This window comes from Bacillus sp. FJAT-28004, from assembly GCF_001280845.1.
GTDB lineage: Bacteria > Bacillota > Bacilli > Paenibacillales > Paenibacillaceae > Pristimantibacillus.
This window is the reverse complement of record NZ_LGHP01000001.1, coordinates 3,101,830-3,119,677: the sequence shown is the minus strand read 5'-3', so window position 1 is coordinate 3,119,677 and position 17,848 is coordinate 3,101,830. Positions and strand designations below refer to the sequence as shown.

The window sequence follows — 17,848 nt, the reverse complement described above, 5'->3', positions numbered from 1 at the left end:
GAGGAAATCTCATGAGTTTTGAAAGTCGAGTATTGCCGGAATTAAGGCCCGTATTAGCACAGTTTCCTGGTTTTCAACTGGAGGAAAATTTAGAGTGGAGCAGAAGTTTGTTGGCGAGTTCTCCGATTGAGAAGTCGGAACATGTACATACGACAAGTCGGATGATTCCGAGTGTAGCAGGCGAGATACTGGTCAAAATTTACGAACCAGCCGGGCGAACGGGTGCTAAGCTTCCTGCCATGCTGTGGATTCATGGGGGAGGTTATGTGATGGGGCATCCTGATATGGACGACGCTTTGTGCGAACGATTCGTGCAAGCGGCTAATTGTGTCGTCGTTTCTGTCGATTATCGACTTGCCCCTGAGTTTCCCTATCCAGCTGCCATCAATGACTGTTATGCCGGTTTGACGTGGATGACGGACGAAGCTGATTCGCTGGGCATCGATTTGAATCGGGTAGCAATTGCCGGTGCAAGCGGGGGCGGCGGTCTAACCGCAGCGCTTGCAATAATGGCTCGTGACAAAGGCGGACCAGCCCTCATCTTCCAAATGCCGCTGTATCCGATGCTCGACGACCGCAATATTACGGCATCAAGTTATGAGATTACGGCCGATAATGCAACCTGGAACCGGACGAATAATTTGGCGGCCTGGAACATGTACTTAGGCGAGCGTACTGAAGACAGCGAAGTATCTTCACATGCTGTGCCGGCAAGGGTGGAAAACTTGGCGGGGTTGCCGCCGACCTATACATGCATAGGCCAGCTCGATCTTTTCCGAGATGAAACGATCGAATATGTCACACGCCTAGCGGAAGCAGGTGTAGACGTCGAATTTCATTTATATCCCGGCAGTTTTCACAGCTTTGAAGTAATCGTTCCACAAGCGGAAGTGAGCCAGCGAGCTAGCCAAAGCTATGTGGACGCAATTGCGAGAGCACTTAATCCATAAATAATTAAAGGAACTGTCTCCAATGGTCAGAATGGACCTTGGAGGCTCATTTCCTGAGTAAGATTATTTACTATATCGCTGACAGCGCGTGCCGATACCAATCGGTGCGCGCTATTTCAGTTTGGCTTGAAAGTGGTGGAAGTATCTCTCTCATAAACGGCTATAATGAATCATTACCTTGCCCGTATACATCCCAATTTTCTATACTAGAAACAAATAGATGAAATGGTGGGCTGCAGCTCCACATAGAAAGGAGAATGCTGTGATGCAGAGGACGAGTTGGGAAAAGTGGAATGGTCATAACGGAGCGATTTTCTGGCTAACGGGGTTATCCGGTTCGGGCAAAACGACGCTCGCATGCGGGGCGGAGAGTGAACTGCTCAGGCGTGAGATCAGATGCGTCATCATTGACGGCGATCGGTTACGGCTAGGCTTGAATCGTGATCTTGGGTTTACGGAAGAGGCTCGATTGGAAAATATGCGTCGTGCTATGGAAGTTGCGGACATGTTCCTAGAAAAGGGTTTTGTCGTCCTTGTGCCGATGATTTCCCCCTATGAATCGTTCCGAAAACAGATCAAGCAACGGTTTAAACCAAATGATTTTGCTGAAGTTTATGTAAAATGCTCGCTGGAGGCATGTGAACAACGTGATCCAAAAGGGTTGTATCGCAGAGCTAGATCCGGAGAAATAAAGGATTTTACGGGAATCGATTCTCCCTATGAGCCGCCCATGCAGCCTGATATGATCATCGACACGGAACGGCATAACGTAGATGATTCTATAAAAGCGCTTGTTGCGTACATCGAATCCCGATTGAACAATACATAGAATATAGAAAGGGTGATATACGAATGATACCGGAACAAAGTTATACGATATGGTTTTCACAGCGAACAGGGAGTACCCTGCTGAACGAGGCTCTTTCATCAACTGGAGTAGCTGGAGATCCTGGGGAATGGCTGCTTTCCAAAGACCCCAAGACGATGACGCTGGAACAAATGGAGCAGATGTGGAAGGATGGCACTTCGTCCAATGGTGTTTTTGGTTTGAAGACGAGTTTAAATGCCGAGTGGATTACTGCATTTCGAAACATTTTTCAATTGCCAGAGACAGCGACAAAAGCAAGCGTCTGGCGTGCAGCTTTTCCAAATTGCAATAAGCACATCTATATGACAAGAAGAAACAAGGTGCGATTAGCCGTATCCTGGTGGCGAGCGATTGTATCGGGGGAGTGGCATAGGCAGCATGGTCAAAAGCCGCAAGAGCATGATATTGCCGATAAGTATAATTTTGATGCCATCAACCATTTGTACATCGAAAGCTCGCTTCGGGAAGCTGCGATGGAGGACTTCTTCTCGGAAGAAGGGATCGTTCCACTGACGATCGTTTATGAAGATTTTATCCTCGAATATGATGCGACAGTACGGAAGGTACTAGAGTTTCTGAACATCCGGGCTGAATCAGTAAAAGTTGCTCCGCCTGCTTTTGACAAGTTAGCTGATGATGTCGCAGAGCAGTGGGTGCAGCGCTACCGTCAAGAGCGGCAAGCTGATTGGGAAACAAAAGCGTGGTGATCGCGATTAATTGAGGATACTTATTTTTAAAGGCAGCGGCAGTTGTTGAGTTTTAAACTGCAGCTGCTTTTTTGTGCAGATTATATGACAAAACAGTCAAAGATTGAAACAAAAGGTTCAACTGAATCGTCTGAACTATTGTGATTATTTGGAAATAAGAGGGAGGGAAGTAGTTGAGAAAAACATTTGTTGTTAGCTTCTGTTTAGCTATACTTTTTGTTATTGCTGCATGTACGAATGAGCATGAAAATAATACAAAAAGTTTATCAGAAATAGCAGTCAAAGCAGGGAAAACCGAAATCCAATATGTTGTAAAATCGCAGGACACGGGGACTGTTGGTTCTAAAGAATCGGTTTCTTTTGAATCTGCGATGAGTAAGGTAGATGCTGCCGTCCCGTATGTTGAACTGGGTGAAACGATACATATTGAAATGAAAGATAAGAAATCAGATGCGTACGAATTACTGGATTATATTTTGAAAGAGGATGGTACGCTTAAATATAAACCGTTACCGACAAACACCAAGACTATAGAATTCGATAAGGGAAAGGGCTCCTTTGTTCTTAATGAAAATATATGGACGTCTCTTAGCTCCCAGTTTAACGATTATGAACCAGGTGCAACCATTCGCGGATTTCGGCTGATCAATAAAGAAGATAAAACAAAGGAGTTTACATTTATTGTTCGCACGGATGCAAATAAACGTAAGTGATCCTTGCAATCTTCTACTCTAGGTTGATTATTAGGAAGAAGGAGCTGCAGCAGCAGCCCCGATCGAAGAAGGATTAAGAAACCTCGGCAGACTGAGCAATTAACACTTTTACACCTTTGTTCTCAATATCCTCAATGGCAGCTATGCTAGCTTCATTATCGGTTATCAATAGATCCATATCGGTAATGGGGCCTTCTTTTGCAAAAAAATCGATTCCTAGTTTCTCATGAGGGGCTAGGCAAATTCGTTTTCTAGAAATTTCCACCGCCGTTCTGCCTAATGAAGCAACTTCTGGAGAAGAGGTGCTTACCCCGTTTTTGGAAATGCCGCCCCCAGTAACGAAGCATAGGTCTAAAGTGAATTGTCTAAGAAACTGATTAGCGAGTGTATCGGAAATGTTTCCCGAGCTTTTCACTTTGCCGCCTATCAAATATACATCAATGGCTTCACGATCCTTCAAAGCGTCAGCCACTCTTATTGCATTCGTAACCACAGTAAAAGGTACGTCAGGCAGAAACTTTAACATGCCGTAATGAATGCCCGCACTGCCTATAAAAACAGTATCCTTTTCTTGTATAAAAGAGGCTGCTAATTTCGATATTGCATCTTGATGCGGTGCCCCCTCTTTGTAGCGAAGGTCCGGCGGGAGCGGGGTGCTGCGAACTTTAGATGCTGGTATTGCGCCACCATGCGTACGTTTAAGCAGTCCTTTCTCCTCCATAATGGATAGATCTCTTCGGATCGAATCAATCGATAATTCAAACATATCCGCTAGTTCCTTTGCAAGTACACGACCATTTTTCTGTAGCAGTTCAATAATCTTGTCACGACGCTCATCAGTAAACAAATCGAATCGCCTCCTTTTGGATATCATAACCAGTTACAATTCCATATTATGCGTTTATATTCGGCTTTGTCAATGAATATATTTCATGTTTATTCTGTTTTATGCACGTTTTGAATGAAGGACTATGTGTTAGGGGCAACAACAGTCAACATTAACGATCTTAACGATCTATCCACAAGACAACTCTTTTACATAAAAAGAATCTCTTTAGGCATACTTTACACAACGTTCACTAAGGAGACTCAGCCCTATGAAAAGAAGAGTGGTTGCGATTGTTCTGTTCATTGCAATGCTGATTATAATGCAAGATCCAAGTACGGCTATGATGGATGAACGACCGCAAGATTCAAAAGAGCTGATGTTCCAGGACATGCTGATGCTGTTTCTGTTACCGCATATCGATAAGAAAATAGATGAGATTTATTCGAATATATTGACTGAATCACCACAGGTCTATCCTTATTTTGTGAATGTTGAAAAGGTACAGCGCGTGAATGGGTTTAGAGGTTTTCATTTTTCTATTACACTTGATGTCATTCCTACGATTGGTCCGCACATTCCCGTCGGAGAGGATCAATTAACATTCGACATATCTCCAGTGAATCCGGATAATGTAAAGCTGGTCAGCTGGAAGCATGTAAAAGGGCCGCAGAAGAGTGATTTTCCTCCTAACTGGGCAGATATTTTAAAATGATAACGATTCTGCAAAGTATGTCATTAAAATAACAGTCAACTAAAAAGGTACAAATTTAAGCTTTATAGATGATTAACTATACCGATAGAGGATGACTGGCATATTTTGAAGTAGTCCTATTTCAACATTACTAAGAAAAGGAATGTGATTCGAAGTGGAAAGAAGAAAAAGAGCTCGTATAAGCGCAATTCTTCCTACTGTAGATGAACCATTTAATGACTTTAGTCAACCGGTTGATTCTACTTTTGAGCCTACTTTTGAAAGAGCAGGTTCTATGTTTAGTCGAATCGGTGGTATTGATGGAATCATGTCCATGATGGGAAGAATGCAGCAGTTGTTTGGCTTCGTTCAACAGATCCCTCCAACTTTCAAAGTAGTTGGTTCGTTTTTTGGACCGAAAGCAACCGTCAGCAGCCTATCCAGTAAACAGGCAAGAATGAAAAATAAAAAATACGACGCAAAATCACGGGTAGCCGCAACTTCGCGTCGCACAACAAAAAGTAGATAAAGTAATTTAGAACAATCATGTTTTTAAAAAAAGTGCTAAATATATGCCAAACCATGCGGTTTGGATCTAATCTCCCATCTAACTTGCGAGTTCGTCTTTTCGCGAGAATAGTTGGGTGTTTTCTTTCATTTTAACCCTAGCGGCTAGTGCTTCATTTTACTCAAATGTTTTGGCTTTAATTTGCTTATGATGGGCAGCGTTAGCAGCAGTACGAAGCTGGAAGTCCCGTATACAAAAATCAAGGAGGTCGCTTCTTTCAAAAACCCTGAGCAAAACGTACCGATTAACATAAACCCTATAAATACAGGAACCATCACGCCGTTAACGCGGCCAACATATTCATCCTGTACGGATTTAATAAATAACATATTAAGCAATACTTGCAGTACGGTATAAAAAACACCTACCAGCAGATGGAACGACGCGGTTAACCATACGTAAGTGGAAAGCGCCTGAACAAGCACTCCTGTCGCCGTTACAATAATAACAACGGTAAATATTTTTCGAGTTTCAAAACGATTGCCTATAGCGGCAGCCATTAATCCCCCTGCTAACATTCCGACTCCATATAACATGCTGAACCATTGTAGATTTTCTTTTGGTAATTGCAGTCGCTCCGTCAATATAAATACATCGAGTGGTTGAATGAGTCCCCAAGACAGACCGTCAATGGCAAACCAGACGGCGATGACAATCAATATTCTATTGTGGCGAAGGTAGATCATTCCCTCTTTGATTTCTTTCAAAACAGAGCTGTTTTCTTTTTTCTCTTCACGGGTTTGTTTAGGAAGAAACGAAAGAAAGGTGGCAGAAAGGGCGAACAGAATCAATAAGCTGTACAAGGATACCATTAAGCCAAAATTAACGTAAATAGCAGTACCGATCACAGGTCCAATAATCATGAAAATCGAGTTCATGCTTTGCGTTAAACCAACTGCTGCTCCAACATGCTGTTCTTCCACATAACGTTTAATGAGCTTAATAGATGAAGGCTGAGAGAACTGTGTAATAATAGTCGATACGAAAGTGGCGATATAAATGGCTGGCCAAAATCCTAAATCTAAAACGCCAATGATGAGCAAAATAGATACGATACTTAACAAATCAGCTATAATCATCGTTTTTTTGGGATTCCACCGATCAACGAGTGCCCCGCCTACAAGGGCGACTGCAAAGATAGGAAAATATTCTATAACCGTTAGCATCGACACAGCAACAGGGTCATTATTTGATTTTTCCAATACGAAAAAGAGCAAAGCAATATTCCGTATCCATGTACCTATATTTTGTAATAAATCTGAAGCCGTCACTAATAAATAAACGCGATTTCTAAATAATGTTTTCATGATGTTTCACCTATTATGTTTCTATAAATTTAATTTGAACTTGTGAAACTATTTTTGTTTTTATAGTTTTATGGTGGTTTTAAAAAAGAATAAAAGCGTTGGCTTTTATTCTCCCCCTGTATCTCTTGGCACTAGACCAAATAGAATAATATCGACAATGGTGGATAAAGCTTCGGTAAGCGTAATATCATTTTTTTGATAAAAGCGTTGATCAAGTGTTGAGTTTGCTGCGTCGATCATTAACTTCATGATGATAGAGATATTTTTGGAAACAATGATACCTTCGTGAATGCCTTGCTCAATTACGCTGCGCAATGCATCCCAGTCATCCGTCAGCGCATCATCAATTTTTTTCCATTGCTCTGGATAGTAACGCTTCATTTGCTCCAAGATACGTATATCATATAATTCATAATGTTTGGTTAGCAGCGTCACTATGCCTCTGATTTTCTCTATAATGGATAAGTTTGTGTCTTGAACGATCAAAGCTGTTTTCACATCGAATTCACTTAAAGTCTGCTCAATGATTGCATCCAAAATACTTACCTTAGAAGGGAAATGCTCATACAATGTTCGTTTGCTAATTCCAAGCCGAGATGCTAAATCGTCCATGGTGAATTTAATTCCGTTATTATGAATCTCTTCGATAAATGCTTTCATAATACGATCTATCAAGAACATACCCCCTGAGAGAGAACTTTTAGACTAGATAAAACTAAAAAAACTAAAATAGTTTTATTAATCAATATTACCTGCTTGCCTTGTTATTGTCAATCGCGAACTGCGCTTATTGAGTTGTAGGCCCCTTAACGTTTATAATAAAATGATAATATTCCAAAAGAAAAGGTGTCATTCATGAGCATATTAAATGTAGAACGACTAAGCCACGGCTTTGGAGATCGTGCGATCTTCAATGACGTATCCTTCCGCCTGCTAAAAGGCGAGCATATTGGACTCATCGGCGCTAACGGCGAGGGCAAGTCCACTTTTATGAACATCATTACAGGCAAGCTTCAGCCTGATGACGGTAAGGTAGAATGGTCCAAGCGCATGCGCGTAGGCTATCTCGATCAGCACGCGGTTCTAAACAAAGGAATGACGATGCGCGACGTGCTGAAGGGTGCTTTTCAGTACCTGCTCGATATGGAACAAGAAATGAACGATATGTACGGCAGAATGGGCGATGTAACGCCAGAGGAACTTGAGCAGATGCTTGAGGATGTTGGAACGATTCAGGACACGCTGACGAATCAGGATTTCTATATGATTGATGCGAAAATTGACGAAACGGCTCGAGGACTCGGGCTTACCGATATTGGACTTGATAAGGACGTTAATGATCTGAGCGGAGGGCAGCGGACGAAGGTGCTTCTAGCGAAGCTGCTGCTGGAGAAGCCGGACATTTTGCTTCTGGATGAGCCTACGAACTATCTCGATGAGCAGCATATCGAATGGCTGAAGCGTTATCTGCAAGAGTACGAGAATGCTTTTATTCTCATCTCGCATGATATTCCATTCCTAAACAGCGTAATTAACCTCATTTATCATATGGAAAATCAAGAGCTGAACCGCTATGTTGGCGACTATGAATACTTCCAACAGGTTCATGAAATGAAAAAGCAGCAGCTTGAATCTGCTTATAAGCGTCAGCAGCAGGAAATAGCTGATTTGAAGGACTTTGTTGCGCGTAACAAAGCGAGTGTAGCGACCCGGAACATGGCGATGTCGAGGCAGAAGAAACTTGATAAAATGGATGTCATTGAGATTGCGAAGGAAAAGCCGAAACCTCAGTTTAACTTCAAGGATGGAAGAACTTCCGGCAAGCTTATATTCGAGACGAAGGAGCTTGTTATCGGTTATGACAGTCCTTTGTCCCGGCCGCTCGACCTTCGTATGGAGCGCGGTCAGAAGATTGCGCTCGTAGGGGCGAACGGTATTGGTAAAACGACGCTTCTGCGCAGTATTTTAGGCGAAATTCAGGCTTTGTCAGGCACTGTTCAACGTGGAGAGCATCAACAAATCGGTTATTTCCAACAGGAAATTAAGGATACGAATTATAATACCTGTATTGAGGAAGTATGGAAGGAGTTCCCTTCTCTTTCCCAATTCGAAGTGCGCGCGGCACTCGCGAAATGCGGGCTTACGACAAAGCATATTGAAAGCAAGATTGCGGTGCTCAGCGGTGGCGAGAAGGCGAAGGTTCGCCTTTGCAAGCTCATCAACAGTGAGACGAACCTGCTAGTACTGGATGAGCCGACCAATCACTTGGATGTGGATGCGAAGGACGAGCTAAAACGTGCCCTAAAGGCGTACAAGGGCAGCATTCTGCTTATTTCTCACGAACCTGAGTTTTATCGTGATGTTGTAACGGATACATGGAACTGTGAATCTTGGACGACGAAAGTATTTTAATCCGTCCTACAATGTCAAAAAAGCCTATCTAACCTTTAATGGTTAGATAGGCTTTTTATTATGAGGGTTAGCTATTCGGATTCTTTCTTTATGAGGCGCGTCATTTGAATGATTTTTTCCAATCCCTCGACATATTGCTGAAACATGTCTAGACCCAGCTGGGTGGGTGAGCAGATCGTTTTCGGCCGTCTTCCGGCGAACGTTTTATTCACCTGAATATAAGCAGCCTCCTCAAGCACACGGATATGGTTGCCCAAATTTCCTTCGGTTAGGTTTAGTTCGCCGCGAAGAAAGCTGAAGTCGCATTCGCCATGTACAATAAGCAAGCTCATAATGCCGAGGCGCGCTTTGGCATGTATAGTATCATCGATTGCATCCAGCAGATTGTCACTCATGACGCCCTCTACGCAGCTGCAGCCATACCCCTGCTAAGATGACGCTTCCGCCACCGAGCAGTCCTAGTACCAAAAATTGATAGTCGAGAAAAAAGAGCCGTGTCGCTGCGGAAAGCACAATAAACCATATGCCGATCATCATCGGACCTTTTCCCAAGATCGCACCCATGGAGACATACAAAATGCCAACGAGCATGAACCAGAACAAAGGGATGTACTGGGTGTTCACCATGCCCGTCGCCATCATAAAAAATCCCGCCACCATCATAACCAGGAAAGGCAGCCCAAACATCCAACCGTTGGTGCCGCCGGTTCGTGAGGCGCTATGACGAGATTGCCGAATACCGATAAAGGCGGAGAGAATAGAACCCGCGACCGAGCCAATAGGCCAAAACCACATCGGCCACGTTGTGCTGTCGAACTGCATGCCTATCATCCCCAGCATCAGGTAGGTTCCCCAAATGAATAAATAAGGCGGGGATTGATCTATTTTCTTCTTATTTCTTGTTATGATTTGTTTTATAAAATCGATATCGCGCAAAGCCTGGAGAGACTCTGTAGCATGTGCCGCATCCTGCTCTTTGTTCAACCTAACCACTCCTTAATCGTAAAACAAATCTCACCTTATTTCTCCCATCTGAACAGGAGAAGCGCAAGCACCCAGCAGCAAATCGCAAATCCAATCATAATAACAAATTCAAGTCCAAACGACGTAATGGGTTCACCCAGCCATACGCCACGAACAAGATCCACATAATAGGACATGGGCAGCCATTCGCTTACTCTTTGCATGAATGTGGGCAAAATATCAACGGGCATGGCAATGCCAGATAGGAACAGAGTTGGGAAGAATACGGCCATAGCTAAACCGCTAGCTGCACCTGCTGTATTGGTAAGGCCAGACAAGGCAAAGCCAAGGCTGAAGAAGCTGAGACAACCAAATAACAGGCAAACGAAGAGCAGGAGCATGGAAGATACAGAGAACTTAATATCCCAGACTAAGCTGGCGATGACGATAATCTCGATGGCACCCGCCATTACGAGAATGATGCCTTGAATGGATTGGGATAACAGTACCGCACTCGAACGAATGGGGCTAACCCGGTATCTTCGCAGTATACCGCTCTCCCGCTGCGTAATCATATTGATGTTCAGCGTGAACACGGATACGGTTATGACATTCATGCCACATAGTGCGGGTATATAAGAATCAATGAAAAGAGCGCCTTCCACCGCACCAGCTTGATTGCCGAATATGGAACCAAAAATAAGCAGCATCAGAATCGGATACACGAGCATCCAAAATATCGTCAGCCAATCGCGCAAATACAATCGGAAATCAAAAGCAATAAGACGCATTAATGCATTCATCTCACAGCCCCCTTACCTTGCAAGGTCATTTCGGTAAAGACATCGTTCATAGAAGCATCCTCGAGCCGCAGCCCGCTGACCGTCCAATCATCCTGTGCAGCCAAGTGAAACAGCTGTTTTAATGTTTCATCGATATCGCTCGAATGCAGCCTGATCATATCTGGTTCGTACTCGACAGAGGCGACATACGCAAGCTCAGTGAAGCGTTTTTTGTCTGCTTTTCCTGGGTTTTTGAAGCTGATACGCTTTGTTCCGCCCAGCATGGCGATTAGCTTCTGCGGGGTATCGAGGGCGACCAGCCTCCCACGGCTGATTACTGCAATTCGGTCACACAAATATTCAGCTTCCTCCATGTAGTGAGTCGTAACGACAATCGTCCGACCCTGCTTCTTCAAGCGATGAATCATTTCCCACATCTCATTGCGGGCGTTCGGGTCCAATCCCATGCTCGGCTCATCGAGAAAAATGATTTCCGGATCATTGATTAAAGCGAGTGCCAGCGATACGCGCTGCTTCCACCCGCCGGACAACGACTTGATGAAGGCGTTCTGCTTATCCTCGAGACCGAGGAATGCCGATATTTCACTTGGATCTACCGTTTTTTTGTATAACGAGCCGAACATGTGCAGCACTTCTTTAACTTTAGCTTTTTCCGGCATGGACGTGGATTGCAGCAGAACACCGATTCGCTGTTTAATTTCTTGCGAATGCTTGCGGATGTCCTTGCCTAAGACCAGTGCAACGCCGCTGTCTGCGGTTCGCAAACCTTCGAGAATTTCGATTATTGTTGTTTTTCCAGCACCATTCGGACCTACAATGCCGAAGATTTCTCCCTTATTCACTTGCATCGTAATATGATCGACGGCGATAGTGGTACCATACCGCTTGCATAATTGATCGAGTTTAATGACGGTCTGCATGGCTCCATTCCTTTCAAAGGTATATTCATTTATATTCATTCAGATAACTCTGTAATTCAGAGTAATCTGAATGAATATAATTGTCAATATTTGTTTTTATTAACATAGTGGACAGCCAATAGGAGGGGCGAAGCGAAAAATGCTCAGTATAGACAACACAGCAAGCAGATGCTAGGTTTAAAGCTGATGGATTTGACCTAGGATACTTGGATAGGGTCTGTTGTAATCCTTTTATTAAATTAAGCAAAGTAGGTTTAAAAGAATGAACAAGAGCGAACAGCCTATTTACCGTTTTAGCGAAGCGCCTATTTGGGAGCTCCAGCGTGCTTATTTTGAAGAGCAGGGCATTGAGGCATGGCAGAACGAGGAAGTGCCGCAGTACATTACGAATAATCCTGTGATCGCGACGGCTTATGCGGAGATCATATTTGGATTTCTGCAGGATAGAGCAAGACTGGACGGTATAGCGGAGGAACCAGTTACGATACTTGAGCTTGGAGCGGGTTCGGGCCGATTAGCCTTTCAAGTGCTTACGGAGTTATGTGAAATGATAGATTTTGCAGGTATAGAGCTTCCGCCGTTTCGTTATATCATAAGTGATTTGCCAGTCAAAAATATTACCTATTGGCAGCAGCATCCAAGCTTGCACCCGTTCGTCCAGCAGGGAATACTCGATTTCGCTAAGTTTGATGCGGTGCGGGATATAGAGCTGCAGCTGACGCAATCGGGCGACACGATAAGGCCAGCTGACTTGAAGCAGCCGCTGCTGATTATTGCTAATTATTTTTTTGACAGCATTCCGCAGGAGTTAATTTATGTAGATGAAGGCAACATTTTTGAATGCAGAGTTTCCTTGGAGTTTCCTGCTGCTGAGGCGGATGGAACTGCCGCATCAGACATGCTGGGGAGAATGGTGCCCGAGTATCATTATCGAAGAGCTGCTGAATATGAAGAGGAGTCGTATCCATATCGGAATGTGATCGAGCTTTATAAGCAAAAGCTTGAGGATTCGCATATCCTCTTCCCGGAGATTGGGCTGGACTGTCTTGAGCGGCTCGGACGTTTATCGCAAGTGGGGTTTGTACTTCTTACGGCAGATAAGGGCGATCACCGAATGGAGAACTGGGAATTTGCCGAACCTCCCAAGCTTATTCATCACGGGAGCTTTTCGCTAACGGCCAATTACCATGCGATACAGCATGTTTTTGAGCAAAAGGGTGCGTTATCCTATTTTACCGAGCATCACTATAAAAATTTGAATGTGGGCTGCATTATCATGCTGGAGCAGCCTGCAAGCTACGCTAACACACGTTTAGCTTACCGCCGTTTTGTCGAGCGTTTTGGACCGGATGATTTCTTTAGTATGAAGCTATGGTTCGACGAGCATCTTGAATCGTTGGAGCTGTACTCTATTCTAGCCTTCTGGCGATTGAGCCGCTATGATGCGCAATTGTTCATTCAAAGCGCTCAGCGCATACAGTTCCTGCTGCCGGAGAGCAGCGGCGAAGAAGCGGAAGATTTGCGACAAGGCATTCAAATGATGTGGGCTGGTTATTATCCGATGAATGAGCAGCATCATTTAGCTTTGGACTGCGGCAACCTGCTCTATGAGCTGGAGTTGTATGAGGATGCGAGGATGTATTTTGAGCAATCACTGAAGGATGGAACGATTACTGTAGAAGCATTCTACAAGCTGGCGGTTTGCTGCTATGAAGAGGGCGATGAGACGGAAGCGTCGGAATATACGCATCGCGTTCTGATGCTTGAGCCAGCGCATGAGGAAGCTAAAGCGTTGTTAACAGTCTTCAAGTAAGAGGCGTGCTTAAAGCCATTTCTTGTTGTTCCACACACGTCGAATTCGCTCAATAAGCACGTATGAGTGCTTACAGATGAGTAACATAGGATATTTTGTGGCTGTAAGCGCAAATACGTGCTTACAGCCATTTTTCGAGGTTCCGCACACGTCGAATTCGCTCAATAAGCACGTATGAGTGCTTACAGATGAGTAACATAGGATATTTTCTGGCTGTAAGCGCATATGCGTGCTTACAGCCATTTTTCGAGGTTCCGCACACGTCGAATTCGCACAATAAGCACGTATGTGTGCTTATAGATGAGTAACATAGGCTACTTTATGGCTGTAAGCGCATATGCGTGCTTACAGCCATTTTTCGAGGTTCCACACACGTCGAATTCGCTCAATAAGCACGTATGAGTGCTTACAGAAGAGTAACATAGGATATTTTGTGGCTGTAAGCGCATATGCGTGCTTACAGCCATTTTTCGAGGTTCCAGACACGTCGATTGGGTTCACCATAAATATTTTAAAAAAAGATTTTGCGAGCGTGTCGATTTTCTTGTCTCGCGTTCGTCGTTCATATAGAGGCCGGATCTCGGAGCGTATAAATCGCCTGTAATCCTGGTACAACCAAACCTAGAGAGGAAGATTTATATGAATGCAAAGTTAACTCCGTACATCGTTTCGACAGATGCTAGAGAGCAAGCCGAGTTCTACATCCAAGCATTGGGCGGCGAGGTTCAATCCTTGATGACACACGGCCAACTGCCCGGCGCAGCTGAGGGGATCCAAGACAAAGTGATGCACATGGTGTTGTCGGTAGCCGGAGGGAACGTGCTTTTTCTGTCCGATGCCTTTGGTCCGGTCGGCACGGAGGGAAGTCTCGCTTTCGGACTGGCCTTCGAAGACGTGGATACGGCACGCCAAGCCTACACCAACCTCGCGGAGGGCGGCACGCAGATATATCCGTTGGACCTGCAAGCCTGGGGGGCGTACTACGGCGAGGTCGTAGACAAGTTCGGGATCAAATGGATGATCGTGCAGCAAGGTTAATTCATTTCTACGAGACCATGATAGGGATTGAATTTCGATGAGCCAAACCGCCTATCTCGATTTGCCAGAAGGGCTGTTTGAAGGTTCTCCCGAGCGTAAGACGATCAAGTTTCGCCAACAGCAGTCGGTCGATCAAGTGCAGTTGTTTCCGCTGCTTAAGCACGTATGTGTACTTATAGATGAGTAAGATAGACTGCTTTGTAGCTGTAAGCACAAATTTGTGCTTACAGCTATTTTTCGTGGTTCCGCACTTGTGTGATCATTTCTCTGACTGAGGCTGCATGCGATATTGTTTTGGACTGGTACCATAGAAGGCACTGAAATGCCGAGTGAACGGATGGATAGAAGCATAACCAAGCCTGTCGGCAATGGCGGTAACACTCAGCTCGCTTTCGAGCAAGAGATGGGAAGCGCGTCTCATGAGCAGTTTGTGATGGTAAGCTTTTGGTGTGAGTCCGGTTTCGCGTAAAAACAAAGCATGAAAGTAGGTTCGCTTCAGGCCGCAAAACTCCCACCACGTCTCGACTGACTCGCGCTTCTCGGGATGAGCATTTAAATGTGTGAGCAAGCGAACGATACGATAGTCAGTAGGCCGATGCGTATGAATCGTATTATACCAGTTAAGAATCCATGCATAGAGCAAGCTGTTCATCATATCTGTTCGGTAGTATTGCGAATCATTATAGAGCTTAGCGAGCATTAAGAAGGAATCGTAGAGCTCTGGGTAAGGCTGCAATGAAAATACGCATGGCAAGCTGCCAAGTTCATCACACGCCAAAGAAGCTGCGACCGTATTCAGCTCGAACGGCTCTGGGGCGTAAATGAAGGTTCGATTGGCAGAGACGGGATTGGACTGTTCCCAGAGATCGCAATAAAGATTATACGAGGACAGCGGATGATCTGATGAAATATGGAAGGCGTGTGGCTGCTTTGGCCTAAGAAAGATTAACGTTCGATTGTTGATCGGATACATCTTTCCGTCAATCTCCATTTCCCCGGGACCATCTGTAAATAGATGAAAAGCATAGACGCTGCAAATGCGCAGCTTCTCGTTAGAGCTGCCATCATACAGGTAATACATAGAATCTCCGACATGAGGCGCGATCTCGTTCAGCTTCTTCAAGCGAACACCCTCTTCTTTGGTATAATCATATAAATTTTAGCGGATGAATTGTCAACTTAATGGATGTCTGATCAAATACACCTTCCTGTATAGATGATACAATAACAAAAATATTAGGGAATGAACAGTAATTGCTAATGTGGATCAATTAACAACATAAATCTTTTTATTAGCTAGGTTAACGATTGTGTGTAAACGGAGGAATGTCCTTGAGATTTAAAGATAAGGTTGTACTCATAACTGGCGGCGGTTCTGGCATCGGCGAGGAAAGCGCGAGGTTGTTCGCTGCTGAGGGAGCATATGTCGTTGTTGCGGATTGGGACGGGCCTGAAGGGCAGCGTGTGGCTGATGAAATCAATGAGCAACAAGGAGTTTTGAAAGGGTTTCCAAAAGTGCGTGCGATCGCTATTCAGACGGATGTATCATGTGCGATTGCGGTTGAGGCGCTCATGGCTGAAACGCTTCAAGCATTCGGCCAGCTCGATGTGCTGTACAACAATGCTGCCGTTATATTGCCAAAGCCGATTGAGGAAATCGATGAGCAGGCGTTTGATCATGTCCTTGCGGTAAATGTGAAGGGTGTGTATCTGATGATCAAGCACGCGATACCGCTTTTGCGACAAACCAAGGGCACGATTGTGAATATGGCTTCGCTGAACGGCCTTATAGGCCAACGACAGAATCCGATTTATGCGGCTTCCAAAGGAGCTATTATAGCGCTGACGAAGTCATTAGCGCTCGATTTTGCGGCGGATGGTGTAAGAGTCAACTGTGTGTGTCCGGCCGGTGTGATGACACCTTTATTAGAGGAATGGACGAGGCAGCAGCCTGATCAAGCGGCAACGATACTTGCGCTGAATGCGATGCATCCGCTTGGCCGGCCAGCAACTTCGGAGGAGGTTGCGCAGTCGGTGTTGTATCTGGCTTCGCAGCAAGCGGCATTCATAACCGGAGTAGCGCTGCCAGTTGAGGGTGGCGCCTCGCTCGGCTATTAACAAAACCAAGGGAGAGTTAAAAATGAAAATTACAAAAGTAGAAACTTTCGTGCTTCACGTGCCGATAGACCCGCCGATAACCGATGCCATTAATGTGGCGACGCATTGGGGGCTGTCAGGCGTTCGTATTTTTACGGATGAAGGTTATGTGGGATACGGCTACACGGGAACCTGCGCCCATGGCGATGATATGATCGTCGATACGATTGATCGTTACTATGCTCCTGAGTTGATCGGCAAAGACCCTTTTATGGTTAAGGAGATTTGGGAGACGCTGCGGTATGGAAAAATGCATTGGATCGGACGGGCAGGCATCACGCATATGGCGCTTGCTGCCGTTGATATCGCGTTATGGGACATTATGTCGAAGGCGTCTAACAAGCCGCTATGGCAGTACCTGGGCGGACATAAATCAAAAGGCATCAAAGCGTATAACACGAACGGCGGCTGGTTGAATTGGTCGAAGGAGCGTTTGCTGAAGGACGTAACGGACATCGTCGAGCAGGGCTTTACAGGGGTGAAAATCAAGGTTGGCAAGTCGGATCCGCATGAGGATTATGACCGAGTGAAGGCGGTTCGCAAAGCGATTGGCGACCAGGTGATTTTTATGATCGACGTCAATCAGCAATGGAATATCAATACGGCGATGACCTGGGGCAAGAAGCTGGAAGAATTTGATTTGTTTTGGCTGGAGGAGCCGCTTAATCCTGATGATATTCTAGGTCACAAGAAGCTGGCCGATGCACTGAATGTGCCGATCGCACTTGGTGAGCATGTGTACTCGAAGTACGCGTTCCGTGATTATATCCATCAAGGGGCTATCGAGTACTGTCAAGTTGACGTTACGAGGGTAGCGGGCATTACAGAGTGGCTGCAGGTCGCAGGGCTTGCTGCTTCGTATGACATTCCGATCTGCCCGCATGTAGGCGATATGGGACAAATTCACCAGCATCTGGTTGCTGCCACACCAGGGGCTATTATGCTTGAGTATATTCCTTGGATTAGAACGATATTTGTTGAGCCAGCCACCGTCAAGAATGGACAGTATGTACTTCCAGAGCTTCCGGGCGCTTCCACTGAAATCATTCCTAAATACTTTAATGAGTTCCGTATTCGATAAATAAGAAACTAGGAAAACGGACCAATTA

At 45.0% G+C, this 17,848-nt stretch carries 20 protein-coding genes; 12 read left to right on the top strand and 8 right to left on the bottom strand.

The features are described from left to right. Positions 1-11: 11 nt before the first annotated feature. The 4 genes from AC787_RS13520 (at position 12) to AC787_RS13505 (ending at position 3,238) form a co-directional block, all read left to right on the top strand. Positions 12-950, top strand: coding sequence for an alpha/beta hydrolase (locus AC787_RS13520; protein WP_054025265.1), 939 nt, complete (start codon positions 12-14; stop codon positions 948-950). A gap of 265 nt (positions 951-1,215) precedes the next feature. Then, positions 1,216-1,779, top strand: coding sequence for an adenylyl-sulfate kinase (gene cysC / locus AC787_RS13515; protein ID WP_054025264.1), 564 nt, complete (start codon positions 1,216-1,218; stop codon positions 1,777-1,779). A gap of 23 nt (positions 1,780-1,802) precedes the next feature. Continuing rightward, positions 1,803-2,525, top strand: coding sequence for a Stf0 family sulfotransferase (locus tag AC787_RS13510; RefSeq protein ID WP_054025263.1), 723 nt, complete (start codon positions 1,803-1,805; stop codon positions 2,523-2,525). A gap of 173 nt (positions 2,526-2,698) precedes the next feature. Next, entirely contained in the window at positions 2,699-3,238 is a 540-nt protein-coding gene (locus tag AC787_RS13505) for a hypothetical protein (protein WP_054025262.1), read from the top strand. A 73-nt stretch (positions 3,239-3,311) separates the two neighbouring features. Here AC787_RS13505 and AC787_RS13500 read toward each other — a convergent pair whose 3' ends face one another. After that, the gene (locus AC787_RS13500) at positions 3,312-4,085 is read right to left on the bottom strand and encodes a DeoR/GlpR family DNA-binding transcription regulator (protein WP_054025261.1); all 774 of its coding nucleotides are present in this window, start codon (positions 4,083-4,085) and stop codon (positions 3,312-3,314) included. A 250-nt stretch (positions 4,086-4,335) separates the two neighbouring features. On the opposite strand from AC787_RS13500, the gene AC787_RS13495 reads away from it, so the two are divergent. After that, on the top strand, positions 4,336-4,779 hold the full coding sequence (locus AC787_RS13495; protein WP_054025260.1) for a DUF3888 domain-containing protein: 444 nt from the start codon (positions 4,336-4,338) through the stop codon (positions 4,777-4,779). 154 nt (positions 4,780-4,933) lie between these two features. Then, positions 4,934-5,287, top strand: coding sequence for a hypothetical protein (locus AC787_RS13490; protein WP_054025259.1), 354 nt, complete (start codon positions 4,934-4,936; stop codon positions 5,285-5,287). A gap of 143 nt (positions 5,288-5,430) precedes the next feature. Here AC787_RS13490 and AC787_RS13485 read toward each other — a convergent pair whose 3' ends face one another. Both AC787_RS13485 and AC787_RS13480 read right to left on the bottom strand, forming a co-directional pair. Continuing rightward, on the bottom strand, positions 5,431-6,633 hold the full coding sequence (locus AC787_RS13485; RefSeq protein ID WP_054025258.1) for an MFS transporter: 1,203 nt from the start codon (positions 6,631-6,633) through the stop codon (positions 5,431-5,433). A gap of 105 nt (positions 6,634-6,738) precedes the next feature. Beyond that, entirely contained in the window at positions 6,739-7,314 is a 576-nt protein-coding gene (locus tag AC787_RS13480; RefSeq protein WP_414730937.1) for a TetR/AcrR family transcriptional regulator, read from the bottom strand. 174 nt (positions 7,315-7,488) lie between these two features. Here AC787_RS13480 and AC787_RS13475 point away from each other — a divergent pair, with 174 nt between their 5' ends. After that, positions 7,489-9,045: an ABC-F family ATP-binding cassette domain-containing protein gene (locus AC787_RS13475; RefSeq protein ID WP_054025256.1), complete on the top strand. Its 1,557-nt coding sequence runs from the start codon at positions 7,489-7,491 to the stop codon at positions 9,043-9,045. A 71-nt stretch (positions 9,046-9,116) separates the two neighbouring features. On the opposite strand, the gene AC787_RS13470 is transcribed toward AC787_RS13475, so the two are convergent. From AC787_RS13470 to AC787_RS13455, 4 genes are read right to left on the bottom strand one after another with little or no spacing between them, the layout of a single operon-like run. Next, entirely contained in the window at positions 9,117-9,440 is a 324-nt protein-coding gene (locus AC787_RS13470; RefSeq protein WP_054025255.1) for a winged helix-turn-helix domain-containing protein, read from the bottom strand. After that, entirely contained in the window at positions 9,433-10,029 is a 597-nt protein-coding gene (locus AC787_RS13465) for a hypothetical protein (protein ID WP_054025254.1), read from the bottom strand. The genes AC787_RS13470 and AC787_RS13465 overlap by 8 nt, the downstream gene beginning before the upstream one ends. A 35-nt stretch (positions 10,030-10,064) precedes the next feature. Beyond that, on the bottom strand, positions 10,065-10,811 hold the full coding sequence (locus AC787_RS13460; RefSeq protein ID WP_054025253.1) for an ABC transporter permease: 747 nt from the start codon (positions 10,809-10,811) through the stop codon (positions 10,065-10,067). Beyond that, positions 10,808-11,770 (bottom strand): ABC transporter ATP-binding protein, encoded by a 963-nt coding sequence (locus tag AC787_RS13455; RefSeq protein ID WP_054025252.1) that lies wholly within the window; start codon positions 11,768-11,770, stop codon positions 10,808-10,810. Before AC787_RS13455 ends, AC787_RS13460 begins: the two co-directional genes overlap by 4 nt. A 223-nt stretch (positions 11,771-11,993) precedes the next feature. Here AC787_RS13455 and AC787_RS13450 point away from each other — a divergent pair, with 223 nt between their 5' ends. From AC787_RS13450 to AC787_RS34365, 3 genes are all read left to right on the top strand, one after another. Next, positions 11,994-13,544, top strand: coding sequence for a hypothetical protein (locus tag AC787_RS13450; protein WP_054025251.1), 1,551 nt, complete (start codon positions 11,994-11,996; stop codon positions 13,542-13,544). Between the two features lie 639 nt (positions 13,545-14,183). Then, on the top strand, positions 14,184-14,582 hold the full coding sequence (locus tag AC787_RS13445) for a VOC family protein (protein WP_054025250.1): 399 nt from the start codon (positions 14,184-14,186) through the stop codon (positions 14,580-14,582). A gap of 37 nt (positions 14,583-14,619) precedes the next feature. Then, positions 14,620-14,769, top strand: coding sequence for a hypothetical protein (locus AC787_RS34365; protein ID WP_162531871.1), 150 nt, complete (start codon positions 14,620-14,622; stop codon positions 14,767-14,769). A gap of 72 nt (positions 14,770-14,841) precedes the next feature. On the opposite strand, the gene AC787_RS13440 is transcribed toward AC787_RS34365, so the two are convergent. After that, the gene (locus AC787_RS13440; RefSeq protein ID WP_054025249.1) at positions 14,842-15,705 is read right to left on the bottom strand and encodes an AraC family transcriptional regulator; all 864 of its coding nucleotides are present in this window, start codon (positions 15,703-15,705) and stop codon (positions 14,842-14,844) included. Positions 15,706-15,914: 209 nt separating this feature from the next. Here AC787_RS13440 and AC787_RS13435 point away from each other — a divergent pair, with 209 nt between their 5' ends. Continuing rightward, entirely contained in the window at positions 15,915-16,700 is a 786-nt protein-coding gene (locus AC787_RS13435; protein WP_063847526.1) for an SDR family NAD(P)-dependent oxidoreductase, read from the top strand. A 22-nt stretch (positions 16,701-16,722) separates the two neighbouring features. Then, complete coding sequence (locus tag AC787_RS13430) at positions 16,723-17,820, top strand: mandelate racemase/muconate lactonizing enzyme family protein (RefSeq protein ID WP_054025247.1); 1,098 nt, start codon at positions 16,723-16,725, stop codon at positions 17,818-17,820. Positions 17,821-17,848 lie beyond the last annotated feature (28 nt).